Source organism: Burkholderia sp. AU18528 (assembly GCF_002223215.2).
In the GTDB taxonomy this organism is placed as follows: Bacteria; Pseudomonadota; Gammaproteobacteria; order Burkholderiales; family Burkholderiaceae; genus Burkholderia; species Burkholderia semiarida.
Genome location: NZ_NKFC02000005.1, coordinates 102,458 through 125,179 on the forward strand (window position 1 = coordinate 102,458; position 22,722 = coordinate 125,179).

Sequence of the window (22,722 nt, forward strand, 5' to 3'; positions counted from 1 at the left end):
ACGTGACGGAAACGTGACCGTCACGCCTGGCGACGACACGGCATCAAAAGATCCGCCCCGCGCGGCAAGCAATAGCCCCGCCTCGCACGCCCCCCGCCCCGATCGCGTCACCCAATGAAAAACGGGCACATGCTCGTCGCATGTGCCCGCTTGCCGGCAGCGCTCACGCGCCGCCCCCGCCGCCCGGCTTACGCCGACGGCTTGCGCGGCATCCCGAACCCGCCGAGCAGCGCGGCGACCTGCCGCTTCGGCCCTTTCTTCTCGGGCTGCTGCGCGGGCTGCGCGTCGTCGGGCTGCTTCGCCGACGCCTGCGGCTCGTACGGCTTCAGGAAGAAGTCGTCGACCGGCGCTTCGTGGCGGCGATGATGGCCGCCGCGCTCGGCGCTGCCCGACCGGCGAGCCGATGCGCCGCGATGCTCGTCGCGGTCGCGCCGGCCGCCCCGCTCGCCACCGCGCTCGCTGGTGCGTTCACCACCGCGCTCGCCGCCACGATCGTCGTGACGATGGCGCGCCGGCTTGTCGAGCTTGAGCGTCTGCACTTCGAGCGGACGCTTGATCAGCTTCTCGATGTCGGCGAGCTGCTTGCGCTCGTTCGGGCTGCACAGCGACAGCGCGTCGCCCGTCGCACCCGCGCGGCCGGTACGGCCGATCCGGTGCACGTAGTCTTCCGCGCTGAACGGCAGGTCGAAGTTGATCACGGCCGGCAGCTCGGCGATGTCGAGGCCGCGCGCGGCCACGTCGGTCGCGACCAGCGCCTCGATCTCGCCGCGCTTGAACGCGTCCAGCGCCTGCATCCGCTCGATCTGCGTCTTGTCGCCGTGAATCGCCGACGCGACCACGCCGTCGCGCTCGAGATTGCGCGCGAGGCGGCTCGCGCCGATCTTGCTGTTGCAGAACACGATCACCTGCTTGAGGCCGCGATCGCGCAGCAACTGCACGACGGCCGCCTGCTTGTCGCCTTCGGCGACGTCGTAGACGATCTGCGTGACGTTCGCGTTCGTCGAGTTGCTGCGCGCGACCTCGATCGTCTGCGGATTGCGCAGGTAGGTCGACGCGAGCTTCTTGATTTCGCCCGAGAAGGTGGCCGAGAACAGCAGCGTCTGACGCTCCTTCGGCAGCAGGTTCAGGATGCGCTGCAGATCGGGCAGGAAGCCCATGTCGAGCATCCGGTCGGCTTCGTCGAGCACGAGGATCTGCACCTGGCCGAGGTTCGCCGTCTTCTGCTGCACGTGATCGAGCAGGCGGCCCGGCGTCGCGATCAGGATCTCGACGCCGCGACGCAGTTCGGCCGATTGCGGGTTCATGTCGACGCCGCCGAACACCACCGCGCTGCGCAGCGGCGTGTGCTTCGCATACGCGTGCACGTTCGCGGCGACCTGGTCGGCGAGTTCGCGGGTTGGCGTGAGGATCAGCGCACGCACGGGGTGGCGCGCCGGCGACGCGCTCGTATTGGCCTGCGGCAGCAGGCGCTGGATGATCGGCAGCGAGAAGCTCGCGGTCTTGCCGGTGCCCGTTTGCGCGGCGCCCATGACGTCGCGGCCGGCGAGCACGACCGGAATGGCCTGCGCCTGGATCGGCGTCGGCGTCGTATAACCCTGCTCCGCAATGGCTTTCAGGATATCGGCGGCAAGGCCGAATTGATCGAAGGTTGCGTCGACGGGCTTGGCGACAGAATCGGACATGGTGGCGTTTCGCTCAAAAGGCGCGGCGGGGACATCGTGCGTCAGGCCGGCCGGGCCTGCGCTCATCACAATTCGGAAATAGACGGAGCCGCGGCGCGCCGCGCGGCGCCGCTCTGGCGCTTGGGACCGGTTCAATGCGAACGCTGGACGCCAGGCCGTGCGGACTCCGTTCGGCGCGAATGCCGGCGGAAAGGGCCGTATTGTAGCACCGTGCGGGAATCTGTCCGCGACAACGCCGCGAGCGGCCGCGGCGGCGGTTCGCGCGGCGGGACTGCCCCAGCCCGTGCGAGCGAGCGGTCGCCCGATCGGGCTATCCGTATCGGGCAGTAAACAAGAATGGGGGTTCGATGCCGAAGCCTCGTACCAGTCGGTCCGCCGCCCATCCGCGTACCGGGCCTTCAGCCCGACAGCCGTCACGACGCGCGAATACGCGAATGCGTGCCGCAACCGCGCCCGCCGCTCAGCCCTGCTTCTTTTTCTTCTCGACCTGCACGCAGTCGCCCAGCAGCGGCGGCGACTTCGGGTCGGCGATCTCGTCGCGCAGCGTCGCTTCCTTGCCCTTCGTCCACCACGTATAGCGGCCGGCCTGGTAGCGCGCGCCCGACGCCGACACCGTGTCGACGAACAGCAACCGCTTGCCGTCGACCGGCACGAGCGCGAAGCTCTGGCCGTTGCCCGCGAGCCAGTACGACACGCGCACCGGCTGCTTCTGGTTCGCGCACTGGTAGACGACCTGCTGGCGCGTGTCGGCGTCGATCTCTTCGATGGTCAATCGCGCGGCATGCGCGACGGAAACGGCACCGCCGACAAGCGCAAGCGCGGCGAGGGTGTAGCGAATCATGCAGGTCCTCTCACGAGACGGTGGAAACGCGCCATCGCGGCGCGCGGGGTGATTGTCCATACGGTTGACGGGAAGGCACGTCGGCGGCCGAAATCAGGGATCGATCACATCCGCGCACGCATCGGTCGGCGCCGCGGCGACATGGCCGACGAGCGGCACGATCTTGAGGCCCGCCGACGCCACGCGGCACGGCGCGGCCGCCAGGCCGCAGCCGGCGAGACTCGCGACAAGCGCCAGCGCGGCGCCCAGCTTTCCGATACGCAACCACCTCGACGCCATCGTCCGCTCCTCGTTCCGTCAGCGCGCCGACACGGGCCGCACGGCCGCGGCAGCGCGCTTCGCGCGTTCGCGGGCTTCGTCGACGGTCGCGCCGGTCGCCAGCGCGACGCCCATGCGCCGCTTCGCGAAACTTTCCGGCTTGCCGAACAGGCGCAGGTCCGCGCCCGGCACCGCGAGCGCGTCGCGCACGCCTTCGAACGCGATCCCGCGCTCGTCGAGCCCGCCGTAGATCACCGCCGACGCAGCCGGCGTGCCGAGCGCCGGATCGACCGGCAGCCCGAGAATCGCCCGCGCGTGCAGCTCGAATTCCGACTGGCGCTGCGATGCCAGCGTGACGAGGCCCGTATCGTGCGGCCGCGGGCTCACCTCGGAGAACCAGACGTCGTCGCCGCGCACGAACAGCTCGACGCCGAACAGCCCGCGCCCGCCGAGCGCCTCGGTCACCTTGTGCGCGATCTCGCGCGACTTCTCGAGCGCCGCCGCGCTCATCGGCTGCGGCTGCCACGATTCGACGTAGTCGCCCGCCACCTGGACGTGGCCGACCGGCTCGCAGAAATAGGTACGCGTGTCGAGCGTCGCGGGGTCGATCGCGCGCACGGTCAGCTGCGTGATCTCGTAGTCGAAATCGACGAAGCCCTCGACGATCACGCGGCCGTGGTTCACGCGCCCGCCGGCCATCGCGTAGTCCCACGCCGGCTTCACGTCGGCCTCGGTCTTCACGACCGACTGCCCCTTGCCCGACGACGACATCACGGGCTTCACGACACACGGCATGCCGATCTTCGCGACGGCCGCGCTGAACGCTTCGAACGAATCCGCGAACGCATACGGGGAGGTCGGCAGGCCGAGTTCCTCGGCCGCGAGCCGGCGGATCCCTTCGCGATTCATCGTGAGCTGCGTCGCGCGCGCGGTCGGGATCACCTCGGCGAGGCCGGCCGCCTCGATCGCCGCGAGCGCGTCGGTGGCGATCGCCTCGATCTCGGGGACGATCAGGTGCGGACGCTCGGCCTCGACGACGGCCCGCAGCGCGGCCGGGTCCGTCATGTCAATCACGTGCGCGCGATGTGCGACCTGGTGGCCCGGTGCGTCCCGATAGCGATCGACTGCGACGACTTCGACGCCGAGACGCTGCAACGCGATGATGACTTCCTTGCCGAGTTCGCCCGCGCCGAGCAGCATGACGCGCGTGGCCGAGGGTGAAAGCGGCGTACCGAGCCGCTGACCGATCTGCATGTGATTTCCCGCTGGTTCTGTTGGAGGACGAAAACGGCTTCGATGTTAACACGGGCATCCGGGCCGGTTCGGGCGGTTTGGCCGCGTCGGCGCGTCGTCGTGCGAGGCCGGTGGGCGGCCCGCGAACGTTTTCACGCGCGAAGTGTCGGCTCGCCTGCCGCGGGGCGGGTGCGTTACTCTTACGCCTTGATCAGAATCCGAAGAGGAACGAGGCTCATGTCCCACCTGTCCGCGGCCGCACGCGCACGCACCGGCCTGTTTCGTCCGTTGCGCGCGCCGCTTTGCGCGCTGACGCTTGCCACGCTTCTCGCCGCCTGCGCGATGCCGACCCATCCCGATTCCGCCGCCCCCGCGCCCGACCCGTACAACCCCGCCGCCGTCCAGTTGCTCGACGACACGAGCTGGGAGCTCACCCGCTGGGTGAACGCCGACGGCACGCAACGCGCGATCCCGCACGGCGACAACGGCGAGCCGATCAAGCTCGCGCTGTCGACCGATTCGGGCATCCGGCGCGCAAGCGGGTTCTCGGGCTGCAACCGCTACGTGGGCACCTATGCGATCAAGAATGGCGTGCTGAGCTTCGGCCCGCTCGCCGGCACGCGAATGGCCTGCCCGAACACGCTCGGCGGCCAGCTCGAAGCCGCGTACCTCGACGCGCTCGCCCACATCGCGAAGACCGGCGTGCAGATGCGCGCGCCGCAGCAATTGCAGATCGTGACCGAGGCCGGCGCGACGCTGACGTTCACGCACCGGAGCCCCTGACGCCCGGCGCGCGCGAAGGCCGACCGACCGCCTTCGCGTGGCGCGCCACGCGCATGTGCCACTCACGTGCGTCGCGCGGCGTGAATCGGAATCACGCCGCGTTAGAGTCTTGTTCGCCGGCCGGTTAAACTCGGCGGGTCGCGCCCCGCGCGCCCCTCCCCACTCCTGTTTCAAAGCATGCACACGGTTGTCTTCGGCTGGTTCGGCATCTCCGCCGTCTGGTTCCTCCTTCTCTTCTGGCGTCTCGTCCAGGCGATGCTGCCCGGCGGCGGCGGGCTCGCCGGCCGCGGCTCGATTCGCCTGTGGCTCGGCTTCGCCGCGGTATTCGTCGCCAGCTGCACGCTGACGAGCCCGCTGTCCGGCCCCGACACGAACGCGCTCGGCCATGCGTGCTCGGCCGGCTTCGCCCGCGTGCTCGGCCCGATCGGCACGCCGGTCGCGATGGTCGTGCTGTTGTTCGCCGGCTTGCCGTGGCTGACCGGCATCGGCTGGCGGCAGTTCGCCGCGTGGGTCGACACGTCGTTCGGCGTCAAGCTGTCGCGCGACGGCGACGACGACGCGCGCGGGATCGCCGACCTGCCGCGCAGTGCGCTGCATCGCGACGACGACGTCGTGCAGCCGACCACCGCGCACACCGTGAACTCGATGGCGCCGCGCCAGAACGGCCGGTATTCGCGCCCGACCGTGTGGAAGCCCGATCCGCAGGCGCGACCGAAGCCGCGCAGCAAGACGCCGCCGCGCCCGCTTGCGGAGCCCGTCGCGCCGTCGGGCTGGCTGAAGCCCGCCGCGCCGCAACGCACCCCGGCGCCGCCCGCGCCGATCCCGGCCAGCGCGATGCCGCCGCCGACCACCGGCAGCACCGCCAGCCTCGCGCGCGCCGCGGCGAACGCGCAAGTGCCGCGCCCCGCGCCCGCTCCGCTTCCGGCGGGATTCGAACCCGTCCGGCCGCGTCCGACCGCCGCGCGGCCGGCCACCGCCGCGCTCACGCAGACTACGCCGCGCGCCACGGTCGCGCCGCGACCGGCCAGTACGCCACCGCAGCGTCCGCCGGTGCGTCCGGCCGCCGGCACGGCGGCAGCCGGCCTGCCGGCGGACGCGACACGACGCCGCCCGGCCCCGCCCGCGCCGGCACGCGCGCCGCTCTATGCGTGGACGGAAAAACCGGCCGCGCCGATCACGCCTGCGCCGAGCGTTCACGACACGCTGCGCGCGATCGAGGCCAGCACCGCGCAATGGGCGGCGCTGGGCGGCGCACAGCCGGCCGACGCGACGCACGTGGCAACCGCTACCGCAGCCGCTGCCGGCGTAGCCGCGGCAGCAAGTGGCGTGGCCGCGCCGGCAGCGGCGGCTGTGTCGGACGCGTTCGTCTCCGCGACGCACGGCATCGCAGCGCAGGACATCCCTGTCCCGGCCGAAGACCAAGCCGCACCTGCGCATGACGACACCGCGCCGATCGTGCTCGACGCCTTCATGCCGGCGGAATCCGGCATGACACAGGCTCCGGTCGGCGATTCGCCCACCCCGTCGTTCGATGACACCACCCCGCACGCGCTGCCGGATACCCGCGTCGACGATCGCGTGTTTTCGCCTCGTGCCGACGACGAGATCCCTCCCGTCGACGATGCGCCCGCCGCGCCGGCATTCGGGATCGCCGCCGCGCCTTCGTTTGACATGCCCATCGACGTCGCGCCGTGGGAAGACGTCGCCAGCCCGCCGGCTTCCGCCTTCGACGTGTCGACCGGGAATCCGGTCGCCGAACCGCTGGCGGACACCGCGGGATCGGAATCCGCCGATCCCGCCTCCGCGCAGGCAGACGATACGGCGGTTCGCGACCCGGCCACCCGCCATCCGGCCGGCTCGCCCGATACCGACGACAAGGACGACACGCAACCGGCGCCTGTCATCGATCGCGCCGCACCGGCCAACGTGCCTGAACGTGCCGCCGATGCGCACGCCGACGTGAAGCCTGCCGACGGCATCGTCCCGTTCGCCGCCCTGCCCTCTTCGTCGATCGCCGGAACGTCGGCGCCCGTGCTTTCCGCAACCACGCCGATCGCGGCGCCGTCTTCCGCGCCCGCATCAACGCGTCCAGCCGACACGACGACCACCTCGACCGGTGCGACGACGTCCGCTCCATCCGGCTCATCCGGCTCACCCGGCGCAGCCGCTCCGCAGCCGGCCATCGCCCTTCCCGCGTCGCCGGCCGTTTCCGCCACGACGTCGCCATCCTTCAGCGCGATCGCGCCGACAGCCGCGCTCGCCGCCACGCCGGCTCACCCGGTCACGGGCTTGCCTGCCGCCGCAACCGGACCGCTGATGTCGATCGATGCGCCCGCCGCGACGCAGGCCCCGTCGATCGCGCTCGACCCTGCCACGGTCGCAACGCGGACGTTCACGACACCGCCCGCCGCTGCCGCCACGTCGTCGGGCTGGTCCATGTCGCACGACGTGACCGAGGCGCCGATCACGGCACCGCCGGCTACGGCCCTCCCCGGCGCGAACCTCCCGCATCCGCCGGCGGCCGTCGTTGCCGCGCCGACACCGCCCACTGTCGCACCGATCGGCGCACCGGCCACCCAGGCGACCGAGGCCACCGAACCGGCCCCGGCCCCCGCCCGTCAGCCGCGCCCGAACGCGTTCGAATTCCACGCACCCGCGTCGTTCAACGTCGAACTGCCGACGCTCGACCTGCTCGAGCCTGCGTCCGACGACGTCGAAACGATCACCGAGGAACACCTCGCGCAAACCGCGCAGGTGATCGAACAGCGGCTGCAGGAATTCAAGGTGCCGGTGACGGTGGTCGGCGCATCGGCCGGCCCCGTGATCACGCGCTTCGAGATCGAACCCGCGCTCGGCGTGCGCGGCAGCCAGATCGTCGGGCTGATGAAGGACCTGTCGCGCGGCCTCGGCCTCACGTCGATCCGCGTCGTCGAGACGATCCCCGGCAAGACCTGCATGGGCCTCGAACTGCCGAACGCGAAGCGCCAGATGATCCGCCTGTCGGAGATTCTCGAATCGCGCCAGTACCAGCATTCGCCGTCGCAACTGACGATCGCGATGGGCAAGGACATCACCGGCCACCCGGTCGTCACCGATCTCGCGAAGGCGCCGCACATGCTGGTGGCCGGCACGACGGGTTCGGGCAAGTCGGTCGCGATCAACGCGATGATCCTGTCGCTGCTGTACAAGGCGACGCCGGAAGACGTGCGGCTCATCATGATCGACCCGAAGATGCTGGAGCTGTCGGTCTACGAAGGCATCCCGCACCTGCTCGCGCCGGTCGTCACCGACATGAAGCTCGCGGCGAACGCGCTGAACTGGTGCGTCGGCGAAATGGAGAAACGCTACCGGCTGATGTCGGCCGTCGGCGTGCGCAACCTCGCGGGCTTCAACCAGAAGATCCGCGACGCGCAAGCGAAGGAAAAGAAGATCGGCAACCCGTTCTCGCTGACGCCCGACGATCCGGAGCCGCTGTCGACGCTGCCGCTGATCGTCGTCGTGATCGACGAGCTGGCCGACCTGATGATGGTCGCCGGCAAGAAGATCGAGGAACTGATCGCCCGCCTCGCGCAGAAGGCGCGCGCGGCCGGCATCCACCTGATCCTCGCGACGCAGCGTCCGTCGGTCGACGTGATCACCGGCCTCATCAAGGCGAACATCCCGACGCGCGTCGCGTTCCAGGTATCGTCGAAGATCGATTCGCGCACGATCCTCGACCAGATGGGCGCGGAGTCGCTGCTGGGGATGGGCGACATGCTGTTCCTGCCGCCGGGCACCGGTTATCCGCAGCGCGTGCACGGCGCGTTCGTCGCCGACGAGGAAGTGCACCGGATCGTCGAGTATCTGAAGCAGTTCGGCGAGCCGCAATACGAGGAAGGCATCCTCGACGGCCCGGCCGCCGACGGCGCGACGCAGGACCTGTTCGGCGACGCGCCGGATGCGGAAGCCGATCCGCTGTACGACGAAGCCGTCGCGTTCGTCGTGCGCACGCGGCGCGCGTCGATCTCGTCGGTGCAGCGGCAATTGCGCATCGGCTACAACCGCGCGGCGCGCCTCGTCGAGCAGATGGAAACGGCGGGCCTCGTGTCGGCGATGGGCATCAACGGCAGCCGCGAGGTGCTCGTGCCGGCCGCGGCCGACTGAGGCCGGCGGCCCGCCGGCCGCGATTCATCGATACGGGCGCGCCGCGCAAGCGGCTGCCCCAAATACGAAGGGCGCTGCATCGGCAGCGCCCTTCTTGCATCGGCCGGGAATCGACCGGGATTTACTGCTCGACCGGCACCAGCTTGAAGTCGACCGGCTTGCCGACCGCGACCTTCTGCGGATTCGCGCCGAGCTGCCCCGTTTCGACATCGCGGCTGAACACGTAGAACGTGTCGCTGTCCTGGTTGCCGACGATCAGCCACTTGCCGGTCGGATCGATCAGGAACTCGCGCGGCGTCTTGCCGAGGCTCGACTGGCGGCCGACGTGCTTGAGCCGGCCGTCGGCCTTGTTCACCGCGTAGATCACGAGGTCGTTCGCGTCGCCGCGGTTGCTCACGTACAGGAAGCGCCCGTCCGGCGACAGGTGGATCGCGCCGCCGCCGACCTTGCCCTTGAAGCCCGGCGCCGTCATCGGCACCGTCTGGACCGGCGTCAGCTTGCCGTCGTGATAGCCGAACACCTCGACCGACGCGTTGAGCTCGCTCGTCACGTAAGCGAAGCGGCCGTCGGCGCCGAACACCATGTGACGCGGGCCCGAGCCGGCCTTCACCGGCGTGTAGCGCGTGTCGGTCGGGCTGATCAGCCCGCGGCTGCCGTCCACCGTGTAGCGGTAGCCGTAGATCTTGTCCGCGCCGAGATCCTGCACGAACAGGTAGCGGCCGTCCGGCGAAAACACCGTCGAATGCACGTGCGCGCCGTCCTGGCGGCCCTTCACGGGCCCGGTGCCTTCGTGGTGGACGGTCAGCACGGCCTGGCCGGCCGCGCCGTCGTCGCGCAGCGGAAACACCGCGAAGCTGCCACCCGGGTCGGCCGCGACCGAGTAGTTGGCGGTGACGAGGTACTTGCCGTCCGGCGACAGCGCGAGATAGCAAGGATCGTTCCCTTCCGACGATACGCGGTCGATGAAGCTGAGCGCACCCGTCTTCGCGTCGAAGCGGAACGCGCTGACGCCGCCGCGCTGCGTCGCGGGCCCGTCGTCGCCGGGCAGCTCGTTGACCGCGTAGACGGTGCGACCGTCGCGGCTCGGCAACAGGTACGACGGATTCACGGTCTTCGCCGACGACACCGGCGCGACGCTGCCGGTCCTGGTGTCGAAGCGGTAAACGTAGATCCCGTCGCTGCCGCCGCCCGTATAGGTGCCGACGAGCAGGTTGTAGACGCCGTCGGCCGGGGCGGACGATTGCTGCGCGAATGCATGGGTCGCGGACAGGGAAAGCACGATCGCGAAACCTTTCATCCAGTGAGCGAACCTAAGCGGGAACCCTCGTGTCGAAGCGCGTGCGTCACGCTTCCGTAAACGGTTGGGCATTGAATCCTCCTTGCATCGAGTCGCTTCAAGTGTTGAGATAGGACGAAACGCCGGCCGTTCATGCGCTCCGCCGCCCGGCCGAGTATACGGGGCGCGGCGCCCGGGCGTGAAGTCCGGGCCGCCGACGTCCGCATTGTGAATTCGAATACCCAAGGATCGCCTGCCCATGCCCGCCCTGATCGAAGACTACGCCCTCGTCGGCGACGGCCACACGGCCGCGCTGATCGCAAAAGACGGCTCCGTCGACTGGCTGTGCTGGCCCCGCTTCGATTCGGGCGCCTGCTTCGCGGCGCTGCTCGGCACGCCCGAGCACGGCCGCTGGCTGCTTGCTCCGGCCGCCGACGCCGCGATCACGCACACGACGCGCCGCTACCGCGGCGACACGCTGATTCTCGAAACCGATTACGAAAGCGCCGACGGCGCCGTCACCGTGATCGACTTCATGCCGCCCGGCAACGGCTGGTCCGAACTGGTGCGGATCGTCGTCGGCCGCCACGGCACGATGAAGATGCGCATGGAGCTCGTGTTGCGCTTCGACTACGGTTTCTCGATTCCGTGGGTCACGCAACTGACCCGCGAGGACGGCATGAAGGCCATCGCCGGCCCCGATACCGTCGTGCTGCGCACGCCGGTGCCGCTCACCGGCAAGAACCTCCATACGCTCGCGGAATTCACGGTCCGCGCCGACGAGCGCGTGCCGTTCTCGCTCGGCTACGCGGCGTCGCACATGCGGCTGCCGCCCGCGCGCGACCCGCTGTCGATGCTCGCGCGCACGGAGAACTACTGGCTCGAATGGTCGGGCCGCTGCCAGGTGCAGGGCCGCTACGCGGCCGCCGTGCGCCGCTCGCTGATCACGCTGAAGGCGCTCGCGTACGAGCCGACCGGCGGTATCGTCGCCGCGCCGACCACGTCGCTGCCCGAGAAGATCGGCGGCAACCGCAACTGGGACTACCGCTACTGCTGGCTGCGCGACGCGACGATCACGCTGCTCGCGCTGATGCGCGGCGGCTACTACGACGAGGCGCGCGCATGGCGCACGTGGCTCGGCCGCGTGATGGCCGGCTCGCCCGAGCAGATCCAGATCATGTACGGGATCGCCGGCGAGCGCCGGCTGCCGGAAATGGAGCTCGACTGGCTGCCCGGCTACCAGGATTCGCTGCCGGTACGCGTCGGCAACGGCGCCGCGAACCAGCTCCAGCTCGACGTGTTCGGCGAGGTGATGGCCGCGCTGCACCTCGCGCGCGTGGGCGGCCTGCAGGCCGACGACACGGTCTGGTCCGTGCAGTGCGCGCTGCTCGACCATCTCGAGAAGATCTGGCAGGAGCCCGACGAAGGGATCTGGGAAACGCGCGGCGGCCGCCGCCATTTCACGTTCTCGAAGGTGATGGCGTGGGTCGCGTTCGACCGCGCGATCAAGTCGGCGGAAATGTTCCGACTGCCCGGCTCGCTCGACCGCTGGCGCGCGCTGCGCGAACGCATCCACGCGGACGTCTGCGCGAACGCCTGGCACGAAGGCAAGCAGGCGTTCGCGCAGAGCTACGGCAGCGACGAGCTCGACGCGAGCGTGCTGCTGCTGCCGCAGCTCGGCTTCCTGCCGCCGGAAGATCCGCGCATCGTCGGCACGGTCGATGCGATCGAACGGGAATTGCTGCACGACGGGCTCGTGATGCGCTACCGCACGACCGAATACGACGACGGCCTGCCGCCCGGCGAAGGCACGTTTCTCGCGTGCAGCTTCTGGCTGGTCGACAGCTACGCGCTGCTCGGCCGGATCGACGACGCGCATCGGCTGTTCAGCCGGCTGCTCGCGCTGTCGAACGACCTCGGGCTGCTCGCGGAGGAATACGACCCGGTGGCCGGCCGGCTCGTCGGCAACTTCCCGCAGGCGTTCTCGCACGTGGCGCTCGTGCATACCGCGATGAACCTGATGCACCACGAAGACGCGATGGCGCGCGCGGCCGGCCAGCCCGCGCCGGCCGTGGCCACCGGCCGCTGAGCGGCGGCCGGGAAGCCTTGTTCAGAGATCGTCAATTCGCAAAGCTTTGATGAAAATCCGAGGAAATGTTGCATTGCAACACCGATCGTTGTCCGATATGATCGACACGATTGTCCGGCTGCATTGCAACATGGCCGGTCGCTGACCCACACGGCACGCCGCGACGCCCCACGCCGCCCTTGCGCACCGTCCCCCACGCGGGAGTAGTCTGCATGCTTTACCAATTGCACGAATTCCAGCGGGCCATGCTGAGCCCGCTCACGGCCTGGGCTCAGGCCGCGTCGAAGTCGTTCGCGAATCCGTCGAGCCCGTTCTCGCTGATGCCCGGCGCACCGCGGATGGCGGCCGCCTATGAGCTGATGTATCGGCTCGGCAAGGACTACGAAAAGCCGGAATTCAACATTCACCAGATCGTCAAGGACGGCCACAACATCCCGATCGTCGAGCAGACGATCATCGAGAAGCCGTTCTGCCGGTTGTTGCGCTTCAAGCGCTATTCGGACGACGCCGACGCCGTCACGCAACTGAAGGATGAACCGGTCGTGCTGGTCTGCGCGCCGCTGTCGGGCCACCATTCGACGCTGCTGCGCGACACGGTGCGCACGCTGCTGCAGGATCACAAGGTCTACATCACCGACTGGATCGACGCGCGGATGGTGCCGGTCGAGGTCGGCCCGTTCCACCTGCACGACTACATCGCGTACATCCAGGAATTCATCCGTCACATCGGCGCGCGCAACCTGCACGTGATCTCGGTATGCCAGCCGACGGTGCCGGTGCTCGCGGCGATTTCGCTGATGGCGAGCCGCGGCGAGGACACGCCGCTCACGATGACGATGATGGGCGGCCCGATCGACGCGCGCCGCAGCCCCACTTCCGTGAACTCGCTCGCGACGCAGCACTCGACCTCGTGGTTCGAGAACAACGTGATCCACACGGTGCCCGCGAACTATCCGGGCGAAGGCCGCCAGGTCTATCCGGGCTTCCTTCAGCACACGGGCTTCGTCGCGATGAACCCGGAGCGGCACGCGCAATCGCATTGGGATTTCTACCAGAGCCTGCTGCGCGGCGACGAGGACGACGCCGAAGCGCACCGCCGCTTCTACGACGAGTACAACGCGGTGCTCGACATGGCCGCCGAGTATTACCTCGAGACGATCCGCGTCGTGTTCCAGGAATTCCGGCTCGCGGAAGGCACGTGGGACGTCGAAGGCGAGCGCGTGCGGCCGCAGGACATCAAGCACACCGCACTGATGACGATCGAGGGCGAACTCGACGACATCTCGGGCAGCGGCCAGACGCACGTCGCGCACGAGCTGTGCACGGGCATCCCGCAAGACGATCGCCGCAGCCTAACCGCCGAGAAGTGCGGCCACTACGGGATCTTCTCGGGCCGCCGCTGGCGCACGATCATCTACCCGCAACTGCGCGACTTCATTCGCGAGCATGCGCCGGAGCCGAAGAACGGCGCGGCGAAGTTGCCCGTCGATGCGCAGGATGCGACCGCGATCGGCGTCGTGCCGGCCGCCAAGCCGGAGCCGGAACCGGAAACGGCGGTGCGCGCCACCGCCGCCAAACGCACGCGCGGCACGCGCGCGAAGGCGCCGGCCGTGACGGTCGCGCCCGCCGCCAAGGCCGCGCCGGCCGCGAAGCGCGCGGCAGGCAGCCCGCGCACCAAAGCCATGCGAGCCCGCAAGGCCGCCTGACACACCGCTCCGACGCAGAAACGCCGCCGTAGCTTGCGCACGGCGGCGTTTTCTTATCCGGGCGCGGCCGCGAACGAGCGGCGCACCGGCTCCTCCATGCGTCGCGTCAGCGCCGCAGCAGATACGCGAGCAGCACCTCGGTGTTCATCCGGACCATCTCCGCGCGCTCGTCGGTATCGGTGAAGTCGCGGCCGAGCGTCGCGGCGAGCGTGAAGCGGTTCGACACGATGTAGTAGCCGAGCCCCGACAGCGTCACGTAGAAGCGCAGCGGATCGACGTCGCTGCGGAACAGCCCGGCCTTCTGGCCGCGCATCAGCACGTTGCCGAGCTTCGCGACGATCGGCGACATCATCTCGCGGATCCGCGTCGACTTGTGCAGATAGCGCGCTTCGTGCAGGTTCTCGTTGTTGATGAGCCTCAGCAGCTCCGGATGGTCGCGGTAGTAATCCCACACAAAATGCGCGAGCCGCGTGACGGCTTCGACCGGCGCGACGCCGTCGAGATCCAGCACGCGCTCGGCCTCCGTCAGCGCGGAGAACGCGTGTTCGAGCACGGCGGTGAAGAGCTGCTCCTTGCTGCCGAAGTAGTAATACAGCATGCGCTCGTTCGTTTCGGCCCGGCGCGCGATCTGATCGACGCGCGCGCCGAACAGCCCTCCATTCGCGAACTCTTCGGCCGCCGCCATCAGGATGCGGCGGCGCGTACCTTCAGGATCTCTTTTGATTTTTGGCTGATTCATGGTGGCGTTTTGCTATGTGAGCCGCTTGATCCGGACCGGCACCCCCACCGCCTCGGCGCCGGCCGCCCTGGAACGGGCGCGCCGCGGGCGGCCACCCTCCTGCTGAGCCCCTGCAAAAAAGCGGTTCGATTATGCGCATAGACGGCGTCCAGCGCAATGCGGGAAATCGGCGATAATCGAGCTTTGGCAAACCTTTCCGGCCGCGCCCGACGCGGCCGAGAGCCATTCGGCGCCGCGGCGCCCGTTGTCAGCCTGTTGTCACCGTGACCGATTCCAAAACACTCGCGGATCGCATCGAAGATCTGCTTCCCCAGACGCAATGCACGAAGTGCGGCTATAACGGCTGCCGTCCGTACGCCGAGGCGATCGCCGCCGGCGACGCGAACTACAACCAGTGCCCGCCCGGCGGCGCCGAAGGCATCGCGCGCCTCGCGCGCCTGCTCGGCAAGCCGGTGATTCCGCTGAACCCCGTGAACGGCAGCGAACATCCGCGCGCGGTCGCGTTCATCGACGAAAACCTGTGCATCGGCTGCACGCTGTGCATGCAGGCGTGCCCGGTCGACGCGATCGTCGGCGCGCCGAAGCAGATGCACACGATCGTCGCGTCGCTGTGCACGGGTTGCGACCTGTGCGTGCCGCCGTGCCCGGTCGACTGCATCGCGATGCTGCCGGTGACCGGCGATCGCACGGGCTGGGATGCGTGGTCGCAGGAGCAGGCCGACGCCGCGCGCGAGCGCCACGATCTGCGGCTCGCGCGCCAGCGTCGCGAGCGCGAGGCCGCCGAAGCGCGCGCCGCGGCCCGCCGCGCCGCGAGTACCGCGAAGCCGGCCGCGGAACCCTCCGCCGTGCAGCCGGGCGCGCCGGCCGCCGCACCGGCCGACGACGCCGAAGCGAAGAAACGCGCGATCATCGCCGCCGCGCTCGAACGCGCGCGCAAGAAGAAGGAAGAACTGTCCGGGCAAGGCGCCGGGCCGAAGAACACCGAAGGCGTGAGCGCGGCCGTCCAGGCGCAGATCGACGCGGCCGAGGCCCGCCGCAAGCGGCTCGCCGAACAGCAGGCGCAGCGCGACGCCGATGCGGCGTCGGGCGGCGGCGACCACGACAACGACAACGACAACGACGCAGGCAACGACGATCCGGACGGCCCGTCCACGCCGCCCGACCAGAACGCTCCATGAACGCCAGCAAACGACGCGCGATCTACGAAACGCTGCAGAGCCTCAATCCGCATCCGACCACCGAGCTCGAATACTCGACGCCGTTCGAACTGCTGATCGCCGTGATGCTGTCCGCGCAGGCGACCGACGTGTCGGTCAACAAGGCGATGCGGAAAATGTTTCCGGTCGCGAATACCCCGCGACAAATCGTCGCGCTTGGCGAGGAAGGCGTCACCGAGTACATCAAGACGATCGGCCTCTATCGCACCAAGGCGAAGAACGTCGTCGCGACGTGCAGGATCCTGCTCGAGCGCTACGACGGCGAGGTGCCGGCCGATCGCGAAGCGCTCGAAGGCTTGCCGGGCGTCGGCCGCAAGACCGCGAACGTCGTGCTGAACACCGCGTTCGGCCAGCCGACGATCGCGGTCGACACGCATATCTTCCGCGTCGCGAATCGCACCGGTCTCGCGCCGGGCAAGGACGTGCGGGCCGTCGAAGCCGCGCTAGAGAAGTTCACGCCGAAGGAATTCCTGCAGGACGCGCATCACTGGCTGATCCTGCACGGGCGCTACGTATGCAAGGCCCGCCGGCCCGAATGCTGGCACTGCGCGATCGAACCGCTGTGCGAATTCCGGCCGAAGACGCCACCGCCCAACGAGTGAGCATCAGCCGCGGCTGACGTATCGACGCGCCGCGCCGGCCGCCCGGGCCACGCGCGACAACCGGCCGGCCCCGCCGCGGCGTTGGCGGCGCCCCCCCTTCCCGACTAGGCGTTGGACGTCGCCGTCGCGTCGTCGGCGGCCGCGCCGCCCGCGCGCACGAGCGCCAGCACGGCCGCCAGAATCGCGACACCGCCGGCCCACTGCAGCGGCGACAACGCTTCCCCGAACAGCAGCGCCGCGAGCGCGACCGTCACGACCGGTTCGAGCGTCGACAGCATCGACGTGCGCGCGGCCCCGAGCCGCTCGAGCCCGGCGAAGAACGCGAGCATGGCCGCCACCGTCGACACCAGCGCGATCGCGAGCATCGATGCCCAGCCGCCGGCCGTCGCGGGCCACCGCGGCGGCGCGCCGAACGCCGCCGTTCGCACGACGGCGATCGCGACGAGCGTCGCGGTGGCCGACAGGCAGATGATCGCGGTGGTCGCGAGCGGATCGACGCCGCGCGTCGCCTTGGTGCCGCCGACGATGTACAGCGAGTAGATCACCGCGGCGGCCAGCGCGAGCGCGATCCCGAGCGGCTCGCCGTGCCCGCCGCCGACCATCAGCGCCGAACCCGCGACGCACAGCACCAGCGCGACGGCCTTCGCGCGCGTCAGCCGCTCGCCGAGCCACCACGCGGCCAGCAGCGTGACGAACGCCGGATACAGGTACAGCAGTAGCGCGACGAGGCTCGCCTGCGCGTGCTGCAGCGCGCTGAAATAGCAGAACGACTGCCCGACGTAGCCGAGCGCGCCCATCGCGACGAGCGGCACGAGCGCGCGGCCGCGCGGCCATGCGACGCCGCGCTGCCGCGCGATGGCGGCGAGCACCGCGCCGCCGATCGCGAAGCGCACGATCAGCAGCCCGAGCACGTCGACGCCGGCCGCGTACGCATAGCGGCCGAAAATCGCCATCGCGCCGAACGCGGCGGCGGACAACGCGACGTAGAGCGCGCCCTGCAGGGCGGCGGACGATGAGCGGACGGTGGCGGTCATGGTCAAAGCGGGCGAGCAAGGCGCCGTGACGGGAATCGTCGGAGTGTAGCGGCGCGGCGGCGGCGAGCCTAGCCCGCGCTTACCCGTTGCGCGACGGGCGGCCGCAACGACCCGCGCCGTGCCGCCCGCCTCCAGCCGCCCGAGGCCACCAGCGCCGTCCGCCGCGCCGGCGTACAATGCCCGACGCGGCATGACGCCGCCCGAATCACGACGTTTCCCCACCATGTTCAATCCAAGCCGCGACGACGTGCGTCGCTTTTTCACCGAGACCTGGCGCAAACAGCGCGCGGGCGAGATCCTGACGCCGCTGGAAGCGATCGCAGCCGACTGGATCGTCGAGCATCCCGAATACCACGACGAACTGGCCGACGCCGACGGCGCGGCGGCGCGCAACTACACGCCCGAGGAAGGCCGCACGAACCCGTTCCTGCACCTGTCGATGCACCTCGCGATCAGCGAGCAGTTGTCGATCGACCAGCCGCCCGGCATCCGCGCCGCGCACGACAAGCTGGCCGCGAAGCTCGACTCGACCCACGATGCGCAGCACGCGATCATGGAATGCCTCGGCGAGACGATCTGGGAGGCGCAGCGGACGAACACACCGCCCGATACCGACGCGTACCTGCAGCGCATCCTGCGCCGCGCGTCGCGCGACTAAGTGCGCCGGCCGGCACCCCGGCCCGCGCCGGCGGCCCCGTGAAGCGGGCAAAAAAATACCCCGCCGAGGCGGGGCATGCTTGCTGCGCGAGCCCGTGAGGCCCGTCGCGCTTACTTCTTGAATACGAGGTCGGTTTCCTTCAGCGACTCGATGTAGGACGCGATGTCCTTCATGTCGCTGACCGACAGGTTCTGGACCTGCGCCTGCATGATCGCGTTGTTGCGACCGAGCAGCGGGTTCGTCAGCCCCATCTGGTACTGGCGCATCGCCCACACGAGATAGTCGGCGTGCTGGCCGGCCAGACGCGGGTACTCCGCGTTGATCGGCTTGTTCAGCTGCGCGCCGTGGCAGGCCGCGCAGTTGTGCGATTCGACCAGTTCCTTGCCCTTCGAGATGTCCGCGGCGTGGGCGGTACCGATCGCGAGGCCGGCCGCCAGTGCAACCGCCGCCGTCTTGAATGCGTTGTTCATGAATGCTCCTGTCCCGCCGGAGAGATCGGCGGCGCGCGCTTTACTTGTAGGGGTTGTCCTTCGTGTCGGCCTTCTGGGCGGCGTAGTACGCCGACAGATCCGCGATGTCCTGGTCGGTCAGCGAGCCGGCGATCGCATTCATCGACGGGAAGTGACGATCCTTCTTGCGGTAGGCCTTCAGCGCGTTCTCGAGGTATTGCTGGTTCTGGCCGCCGAGGACAGGCACCCGGTAGACCTCCGGGTACGCCGCGCGGTAGTCCTGGATGCCGTGGCAACCGATGCACATGGCGGCCTTGCTCGCCCCGTCCTTCGGGTTGCCGACCACACCGGCCGCCTGCGCGCTGCCCGCGAGCGCCACGAGCGCTGCGACAACGACGTGTTTGCCGACGAATTTGTTCATAGCTCTTGTAACCTAGCTTGAGGGGAAACTGGCGCCGAAGCGGCAACGGCCCGCGCCGTTTTGCTTGTCGGTCGCCACGCAGGCCAAAAAAAACGGCCAGATTGTACCGCGTCGGCGGGGAACGCGTCCATACGGCGCCCCCGGCTCGCCCCGCCGTAGCCCCGCAACGATACGCGGGCGCGGCCCGCCCGCACAGCCCTTCTGACTTATACTGGGTTTTTTTCCCGATGAAGAAGAGCGCCGCCATGCGTTTCGAAGGGTCCTCGCAGTACGTCGCCACCGACGATCTGAAGCTCGCGGTCAATGCCGCGCTGACGCTGCAACGCCCGCTGCTGATCAAGGGCGAGCCCGGCACCGGCAAGACCATGCTCGCCGAGGAAGTGGCCGCCGCGCTCGACATGCCGCTGTTGCAGTGGCACATCAAGTCGACCACCAAGGCGCAGCAGGGCCTGTACGAATACGACGCCGTATCGCGGCTGCGCGATTCGCAGCTCGGCGACGCGCGCGTGAAGGACATCGCGAACTACATCGTCAAGGGCGTGCTGTGGCAGGCGTTCGACGCCGAGCGCCCGAGCGTGCTGCTGATCGACGAAATCGACAAGGCCGACATCGAATTCCCGAACGACCTGCTGCGCGAGCTCGACCGGATGGAATTCCACGTGTACGAGACGCGCGAGACGGTCCGCGCGAAGCACCGCCCGCTCGTCATCATCACGTCGAACAACGAGAAGGAGCTGCCCGACGCGTTCCTGCGCCGCTGCTTCTTCCACTACATCCAGTTTCCGGACCCGTCGACGATGCAGAAGATCGTCGCGGTGCACTTCCCGAACATCCGCGAGGAACTGCTGCGCGCGGCGCTCGAGAGCTTCTTCGAGTTGCGCGGCGTGTCGGGCCTGAAGAAGAAGCCGTCGACGTCCGAGCTGCTCGACTGGCTGAAGCTGCTGCTCGCCGAGAACATCCCGGCCGACGCGCTGCGCGGCGCGGACGCGAAGCAGATCGTGCCGCCGCTCGCGGGCGCGCTGCTGAAGAACGAGCAGGATCTGAGCCTGCTCGAACGGCTCGTCTACATGAACCGGCACAACCGGTAATCCCCCTCACCCGCGAAGGCCCGGCCATGCTGCTCAATTTCTTCTACGCGCTGCGCGCAGCCAAGCTGCCCGTCTCGGTGAAGGAATACCTGACGCTGCTCGAAGCGCTGAAGGCCGGGCTGATCTCGCCGTCGATCGACGCGTTCTACTTCCTCGCGCGGATGACGCTCGTCAAGGACGAGCAATATTTCGACAAGTTCGACCAGGCGTTCGGCGCGTATTTCCACGGCGTGTCCGCCCTGCCGTCCGAGGCGTTCGACATCCCGCTCGACTGGCTCGAGAAGCGCCTCGAGCGCGAGCTGTCGGCCGAGGAGAAGGCGCAGATCGACGCGATGGGCGGCCTCGACAAGCTGATGGAGCGCTTGAAGGCGCTGCTCGACGAGCAGAAGGAACGCCACGAAGGCGGCAACAAATGGATCGGCACGGGCGGCACGTCGCCGTTCGGGCACGGCGGCTACAACCCGGAAGGCGTGCGCATCGGCGGCCCGTCGAACGGCAACCGCACCGCGGTGAAGGTGTGGGAGGCGCGCGCCTACCGCGACTACGACGATTCGGTCGAGATCGGCACGCGCAACATCAAGGTCGCGCTGCGGCGGCTGCGCCGCTTCGCGCGCGAAGGCGCGGCCGAGGAGCTCGACCTGCCCGGCACGATCCGCAGCACGGCCGCGAACGCCGGCTGGCTCGACCTGCGGATGGTGCCCGAGCGCCACAACAACGTGAAGGTGCTGATGCTGCTCGACGTCGGCGGCTCGATGGACGACCACATCAAGCGCACCGAAGAGCTGTTCTCGGCCGCGAAGGCCGAATTCAAGCACCTCGAATTCTTCTACTTCCACAACTGCGTGTACGACCACCTGTGGAAGAACAACCGGCGCCGTCACTCGGAGCGCACCGCGACGTGGGACGTGCTGCACAAGTTCACGCCCGACTACAAGCTGATCTTCGTCGGCGACGCGACGATGAGCCCGTACGAAGTGCTGCAGCCCGGCGGCTCGGTCGAATACAACAACCCGGAAGCCGGCGCCGTGTGGCTGCGCCGTCTCGCCGACCAGTTCCCCCACCATGCATGGCTGAACCCGGAGCCCGAGCGGCTATGGGAATACCGGCAATCGATCGCGATCATTCGCGACGTGCTCGGCCAGCGCATGTATCCGCTCACGCTCGCGGGCCTCGAAACCGCGATGCGCGCACTCAGCAAGTAACGACACCCACCCGCAGATACCCAGGCCGCATCCGAGCGGCCGCCCCGGAGAGAGCATGAACCTTTCGCCCACCGCGAGCGCCAGCCGCGCCGGCGGCCGCCGCTTTTTCGCCGATACGTCCGTGTCCGCGCTCGTCGCCGGCTTCGTCGCGATGATGACCGGCTACACGAGCTCGCTCGTGCTGATGTTCCAGGCCGGCCGCGCCGCCCACCTCACCGACGCGCAGATCTCGTCGTGGATCTGGGCGCTGTCGATCGGCATGGCGCTGACGACCATCGGCCTGTCGCTGCGCTTTCGCGCGCCCGTCGTCGTCGCGTGGTCGACGCCCGGCGCCGCGCTGCTGATCGCGTCGCTGCCCGGCGTGCCCTACCGCGAGGCGATCGGCGCGTTCGTCGTGTGCGCGTTGCTGCTGACGGCCGTCGGCGTGAGCGGGCTGTTCGACACGCTGATGAAGCGCATTCCGGCCGGCATCGCGGCCGCGCTGCTCGCGGGCATCCTGTTCGAGATCGGCATCGAGATCTTCCGCGCCGCGCAGTTCCAGACCGCGCTCGTGCTCGCGATGTTCTTCACCTACCTGATCGTCAAGCGGCTCGCGCCGCGCTATGCGATTCCGACGACGCTGATCGTCGGCACGGCGGTGGCCGGCGGCCTCGGGCTGCTCGACTTCAGCCGCTTCCACATCGCGCTCGCGCAGCCCGTGTTCACGATGCCCGCGTTCTCGATCGCGTCGATCGTCAGCATCGGCATTCCGCTGTTCGTCGTCGCGATGGCGTCGCAGAACGTGCCGGGCATCGCGGTGCTGCGCGCGGACGGCTATTCGACGCCGTCGTCGCCGCTGATCGCGACGACCGGCCTCGCGTCGCTGCTGCTCGCGCCGTTCGGTTCGCACGGCGTGAACCTCGCGGCGATCACGGCGGCGATCTGCACGGGCCCGGAAGCGCACGAGGATCATGCGAAGCGCTACACGGCCGCCGTGTGGTGCGGCACGTTCTACCTGATCGCCGGCGTCTTCGGCGCGACGATCGCCGCGCTGTTCGCGGCGCTGCCGAAGGCGCTCGTCGTGTCGGTCGCGGCGCTCGCGCTGTTCGGCTCGATCATGAGCGGGCTCGCGAACGCGATGCAGGACGTGAAGCAGCGCGAAGCGGCGCTCGTCACGTTCATGGTCACGGCTTCGGGCCTCACGCTGCTGTCGATCGGCTCCGCGTTCTGGGGGCTCGTCGCGGGCGTCGTCACGCAGGTGATCCTGAACGCGCGGCGCCCCGCGTGACGCGGCTCGCAGCCTGCCGCGGCGCGCGCCCGGC

At 69.3% G+C, this 22,722-nt stretch carries 19 protein-coding genes; 10 read left to right on the forward strand and 9 right to left on the reverse strand.

What is annotated here, in order from left to right; translation table 11 throughout:
* Nucleotides 1–188 precede the first annotated feature (188 nt).
* From CFB52_RS11965 to purT, 4 genes are all read right to left on the reverse strand, one after another.
* Entirely contained in the window at nt 189–1,748 is a 1,560-nt protein-coding gene (locus tag CFB52_RS11965; protein WP_059583701.1) for a DEAD/DEAH box helicase, read from the reverse strand.
* Nucleotides 1,749–2,142: 394 nt separating this feature from the next.
* Nucleotides 2,143–2,523, reverse strand: a complete 381-nt coding sequence (locus tag CFB52_RS11975; protein WP_059583703.1) for an MliC family protein — start codon at nt 2,521–2,523, stop codon at nt 2,143–2,145.
* A 93-nt stretch (nt 2,524–2,616) separates the two neighbouring features.
* Nucleotides 2,617–2,802 (reverse strand): DUF6726 family protein, encoded by a 186-nt coding sequence (locus tag CFB52_RS11980; RefSeq protein ID WP_006497052.1) that lies wholly within the window; start codon nt 2,800–2,802, stop codon nt 2,617–2,619.
* Nucleotides 2,803–2,820: 18 nt separating this feature from the next.
* Complete coding sequence (gene purT / locus CFB52_RS11985; protein WP_059583706.1) at nt 2,821–4,035, reverse strand: formate-dependent phosphoribosylglycinamide formyltransferase; 1,215 nt, start codon at nt 4,033–4,035, stop codon at nt 2,821–2,823.
* Between the two features lie 216 nt (nt 4,036–4,251).
* Here purT and CFB52_RS11990 point away from each other — a divergent pair, with 216 nt between their 5' ends.
* Both CFB52_RS11990 and CFB52_RS35035 read left to right on the forward strand, forming a co-directional pair.
* Nucleotides 4,252–4,797, forward strand: a complete 546-nt coding sequence (locus CFB52_RS11990) for an META domain-containing protein (RefSeq protein ID WP_099316673.1) — start codon at nt 4,252–4,254, stop codon at nt 4,795–4,797.
* 177 nt (nt 4,798–4,974) lie between these two features.
* Nucleotides 4,975–8,940, forward strand: coding sequence for a DNA translocase FtsK (locus CFB52_RS35035; RefSeq protein WP_099316674.1), 3,966 nt, complete (start codon nt 4,975–4,977; stop codon nt 8,938–8,940).
* Between the two features lie 121 nt (nt 8,941–9,061).
* Here the strand turns inward: CFB52_RS35035 and CFB52_RS12000 are convergent, their stop codons facing one another.
* Nucleotides 9,062–10,309 (reverse strand): lactonase family protein, encoded by a 1,248-nt coding sequence (locus CFB52_RS12000; protein WP_099316675.1) that lies wholly within the window; start codon nt 10,307–10,309, stop codon nt 9,062–9,064.
* Between the two features lie 166 nt (nt 10,310–10,475).
* Between CFB52_RS12000 and CFB52_RS12010 the strand changes: the two genes are divergently transcribed.
* Nucleotides 10,476–12,305 (forward strand): glycoside hydrolase family 15 protein, encoded by a 1,830-nt coding sequence (locus tag CFB52_RS12010; RefSeq protein WP_089465028.1) that lies wholly within the window; start codon nt 10,476–10,478, stop codon nt 12,303–12,305.
* A gap of 212 nt (nt 12,306–12,517) precedes the next feature.
* On the forward strand, nt 12,518–14,011 hold the full coding sequence (locus CFB52_RS12020; RefSeq protein ID WP_059583714.1) for a polyhydroxyalkanoate depolymerase: 1,494 nt from the start codon (nt 12,518–12,520) through the stop codon (nt 14,009–14,011).
* A gap of 106 nt (nt 14,012–14,117) precedes the next feature.
* On the opposite strand, the gene CFB52_RS12025 is transcribed toward CFB52_RS12020, so the two are convergent.
* Nucleotides 14,118–14,750, reverse strand: coding sequence for a TetR family transcriptional regulator (locus CFB52_RS12025; protein WP_059583716.1), 633 nt, complete (start codon nt 14,748–14,750; stop codon nt 14,118–14,120).
* A gap of 263 nt (nt 14,751–15,013) precedes the next feature.
* Here CFB52_RS12025 and rsxB point away from each other — a divergent pair, with 263 nt between their 5' ends.
* Together rsxB and nth are read left to right on the forward strand one after the other, a co-directional pair.
* Nucleotides 15,014–15,928, forward strand: a complete 915-nt coding sequence (gene rsxB / locus CFB52_RS12030; protein WP_099316676.1) for an electron transport complex subunit RsxB — start codon at nt 15,014–15,016, stop codon at nt 15,926–15,928.
* Nucleotides 15,925–16,569: an endonuclease III gene (nth, locus tag CFB52_RS12035; protein ID WP_006478196.1), complete on the forward strand. Its 645-nt coding sequence runs from the start codon at nt 15,925–15,927 to the stop codon at nt 16,567–16,569. The genes rsxB and nth overlap by 4 nt, the downstream gene beginning before the upstream one ends.
* 104 nt (nt 16,570–16,673) lie before the next feature.
* Here nth and CFB52_RS12040 read toward each other — a convergent pair whose 3' ends face one another.
* A complete protein-coding gene (locus CFB52_RS12040; protein ID WP_060311989.1) occupies nt 16,674–17,603 on the reverse strand; it encodes a DMT family transporter in 930 nt (309 codons plus the stop codon).
* A gap of 190 nt (nt 17,604–17,793) precedes the next feature.
* Here CFB52_RS12040 and CFB52_RS12045 point away from each other — a divergent pair, with 190 nt between their 5' ends.
* Entirely contained in the window at nt 17,794–18,261 is a 468-nt protein-coding gene (locus tag CFB52_RS12045; RefSeq protein ID WP_371090871.1) for a DUF1841 family protein, read from the forward strand.
* Nucleotides 18,262–18,371: 110 nt separating this feature from the next.
* On the opposite strand, the gene CFB52_RS12050 is transcribed toward CFB52_RS12045, so the two are convergent.
* Nucleotides 18,372–18,731, reverse strand: a complete 360-nt coding sequence (locus CFB52_RS12050; RefSeq protein ID WP_006490657.1) for a cytochrome c — start codon at nt 18,729–18,731, stop codon at nt 18,372–18,374.
* 40 nt (nt 18,732–18,771) lie between these two features.
* Complete coding sequence (locus CFB52_RS12055) at nt 18,772–19,131, reverse strand: cytochrome c (RefSeq protein ID WP_006478192.1); 360 nt, start codon at nt 19,129–19,131, stop codon at nt 18,772–18,774.
* A gap of 245 nt (nt 19,132–19,376) precedes the next feature.
* Here CFB52_RS12055 and CFB52_RS12060 point away from each other — a divergent pair, with 245 nt between their 5' ends.
* Genes CFB52_RS12060 through CFB52_RS12070 form a run of 3 tightly spaced genes read left to right on the forward strand, consistent with a single transcriptional unit; the run spans nt 19,377 to nt 22,688 of the window.
* Complete coding sequence (locus CFB52_RS12060; RefSeq protein ID WP_099316941.1) at nt 19,377–20,219, forward strand: MoxR family ATPase; 843 nt, start codon at nt 19,377–19,379, stop codon at nt 20,217–20,219.
* 26 nt (nt 20,220–20,245) lie between these two features.
* The gene (locus CFB52_RS12065) at nt 20,246–21,421 is read left to right on the forward strand and encodes a VWA domain-containing protein (RefSeq protein ID WP_060311987.1); all 1,176 of its coding nucleotides are present in this window, start codon (nt 20,246–20,248) and stop codon (nt 21,419–21,421) included.
* Between the two features lie 55 nt (nt 21,422–21,476).
* Nucleotides 21,477–22,688 carry a benzoate/H(+) symporter BenE family transporter gene (locus tag CFB52_RS12070; RefSeq protein WP_099316677.1) on the forward strand — a complete coding sequence of 404 codons (1,212 nt, stop codon included), beginning with the start codon at nt 21,477–21,479 and terminating at the stop codon, nt 22,686–22,688.
* Nucleotides 22,689–22,722: the final 34 nt, after the last annotated feature.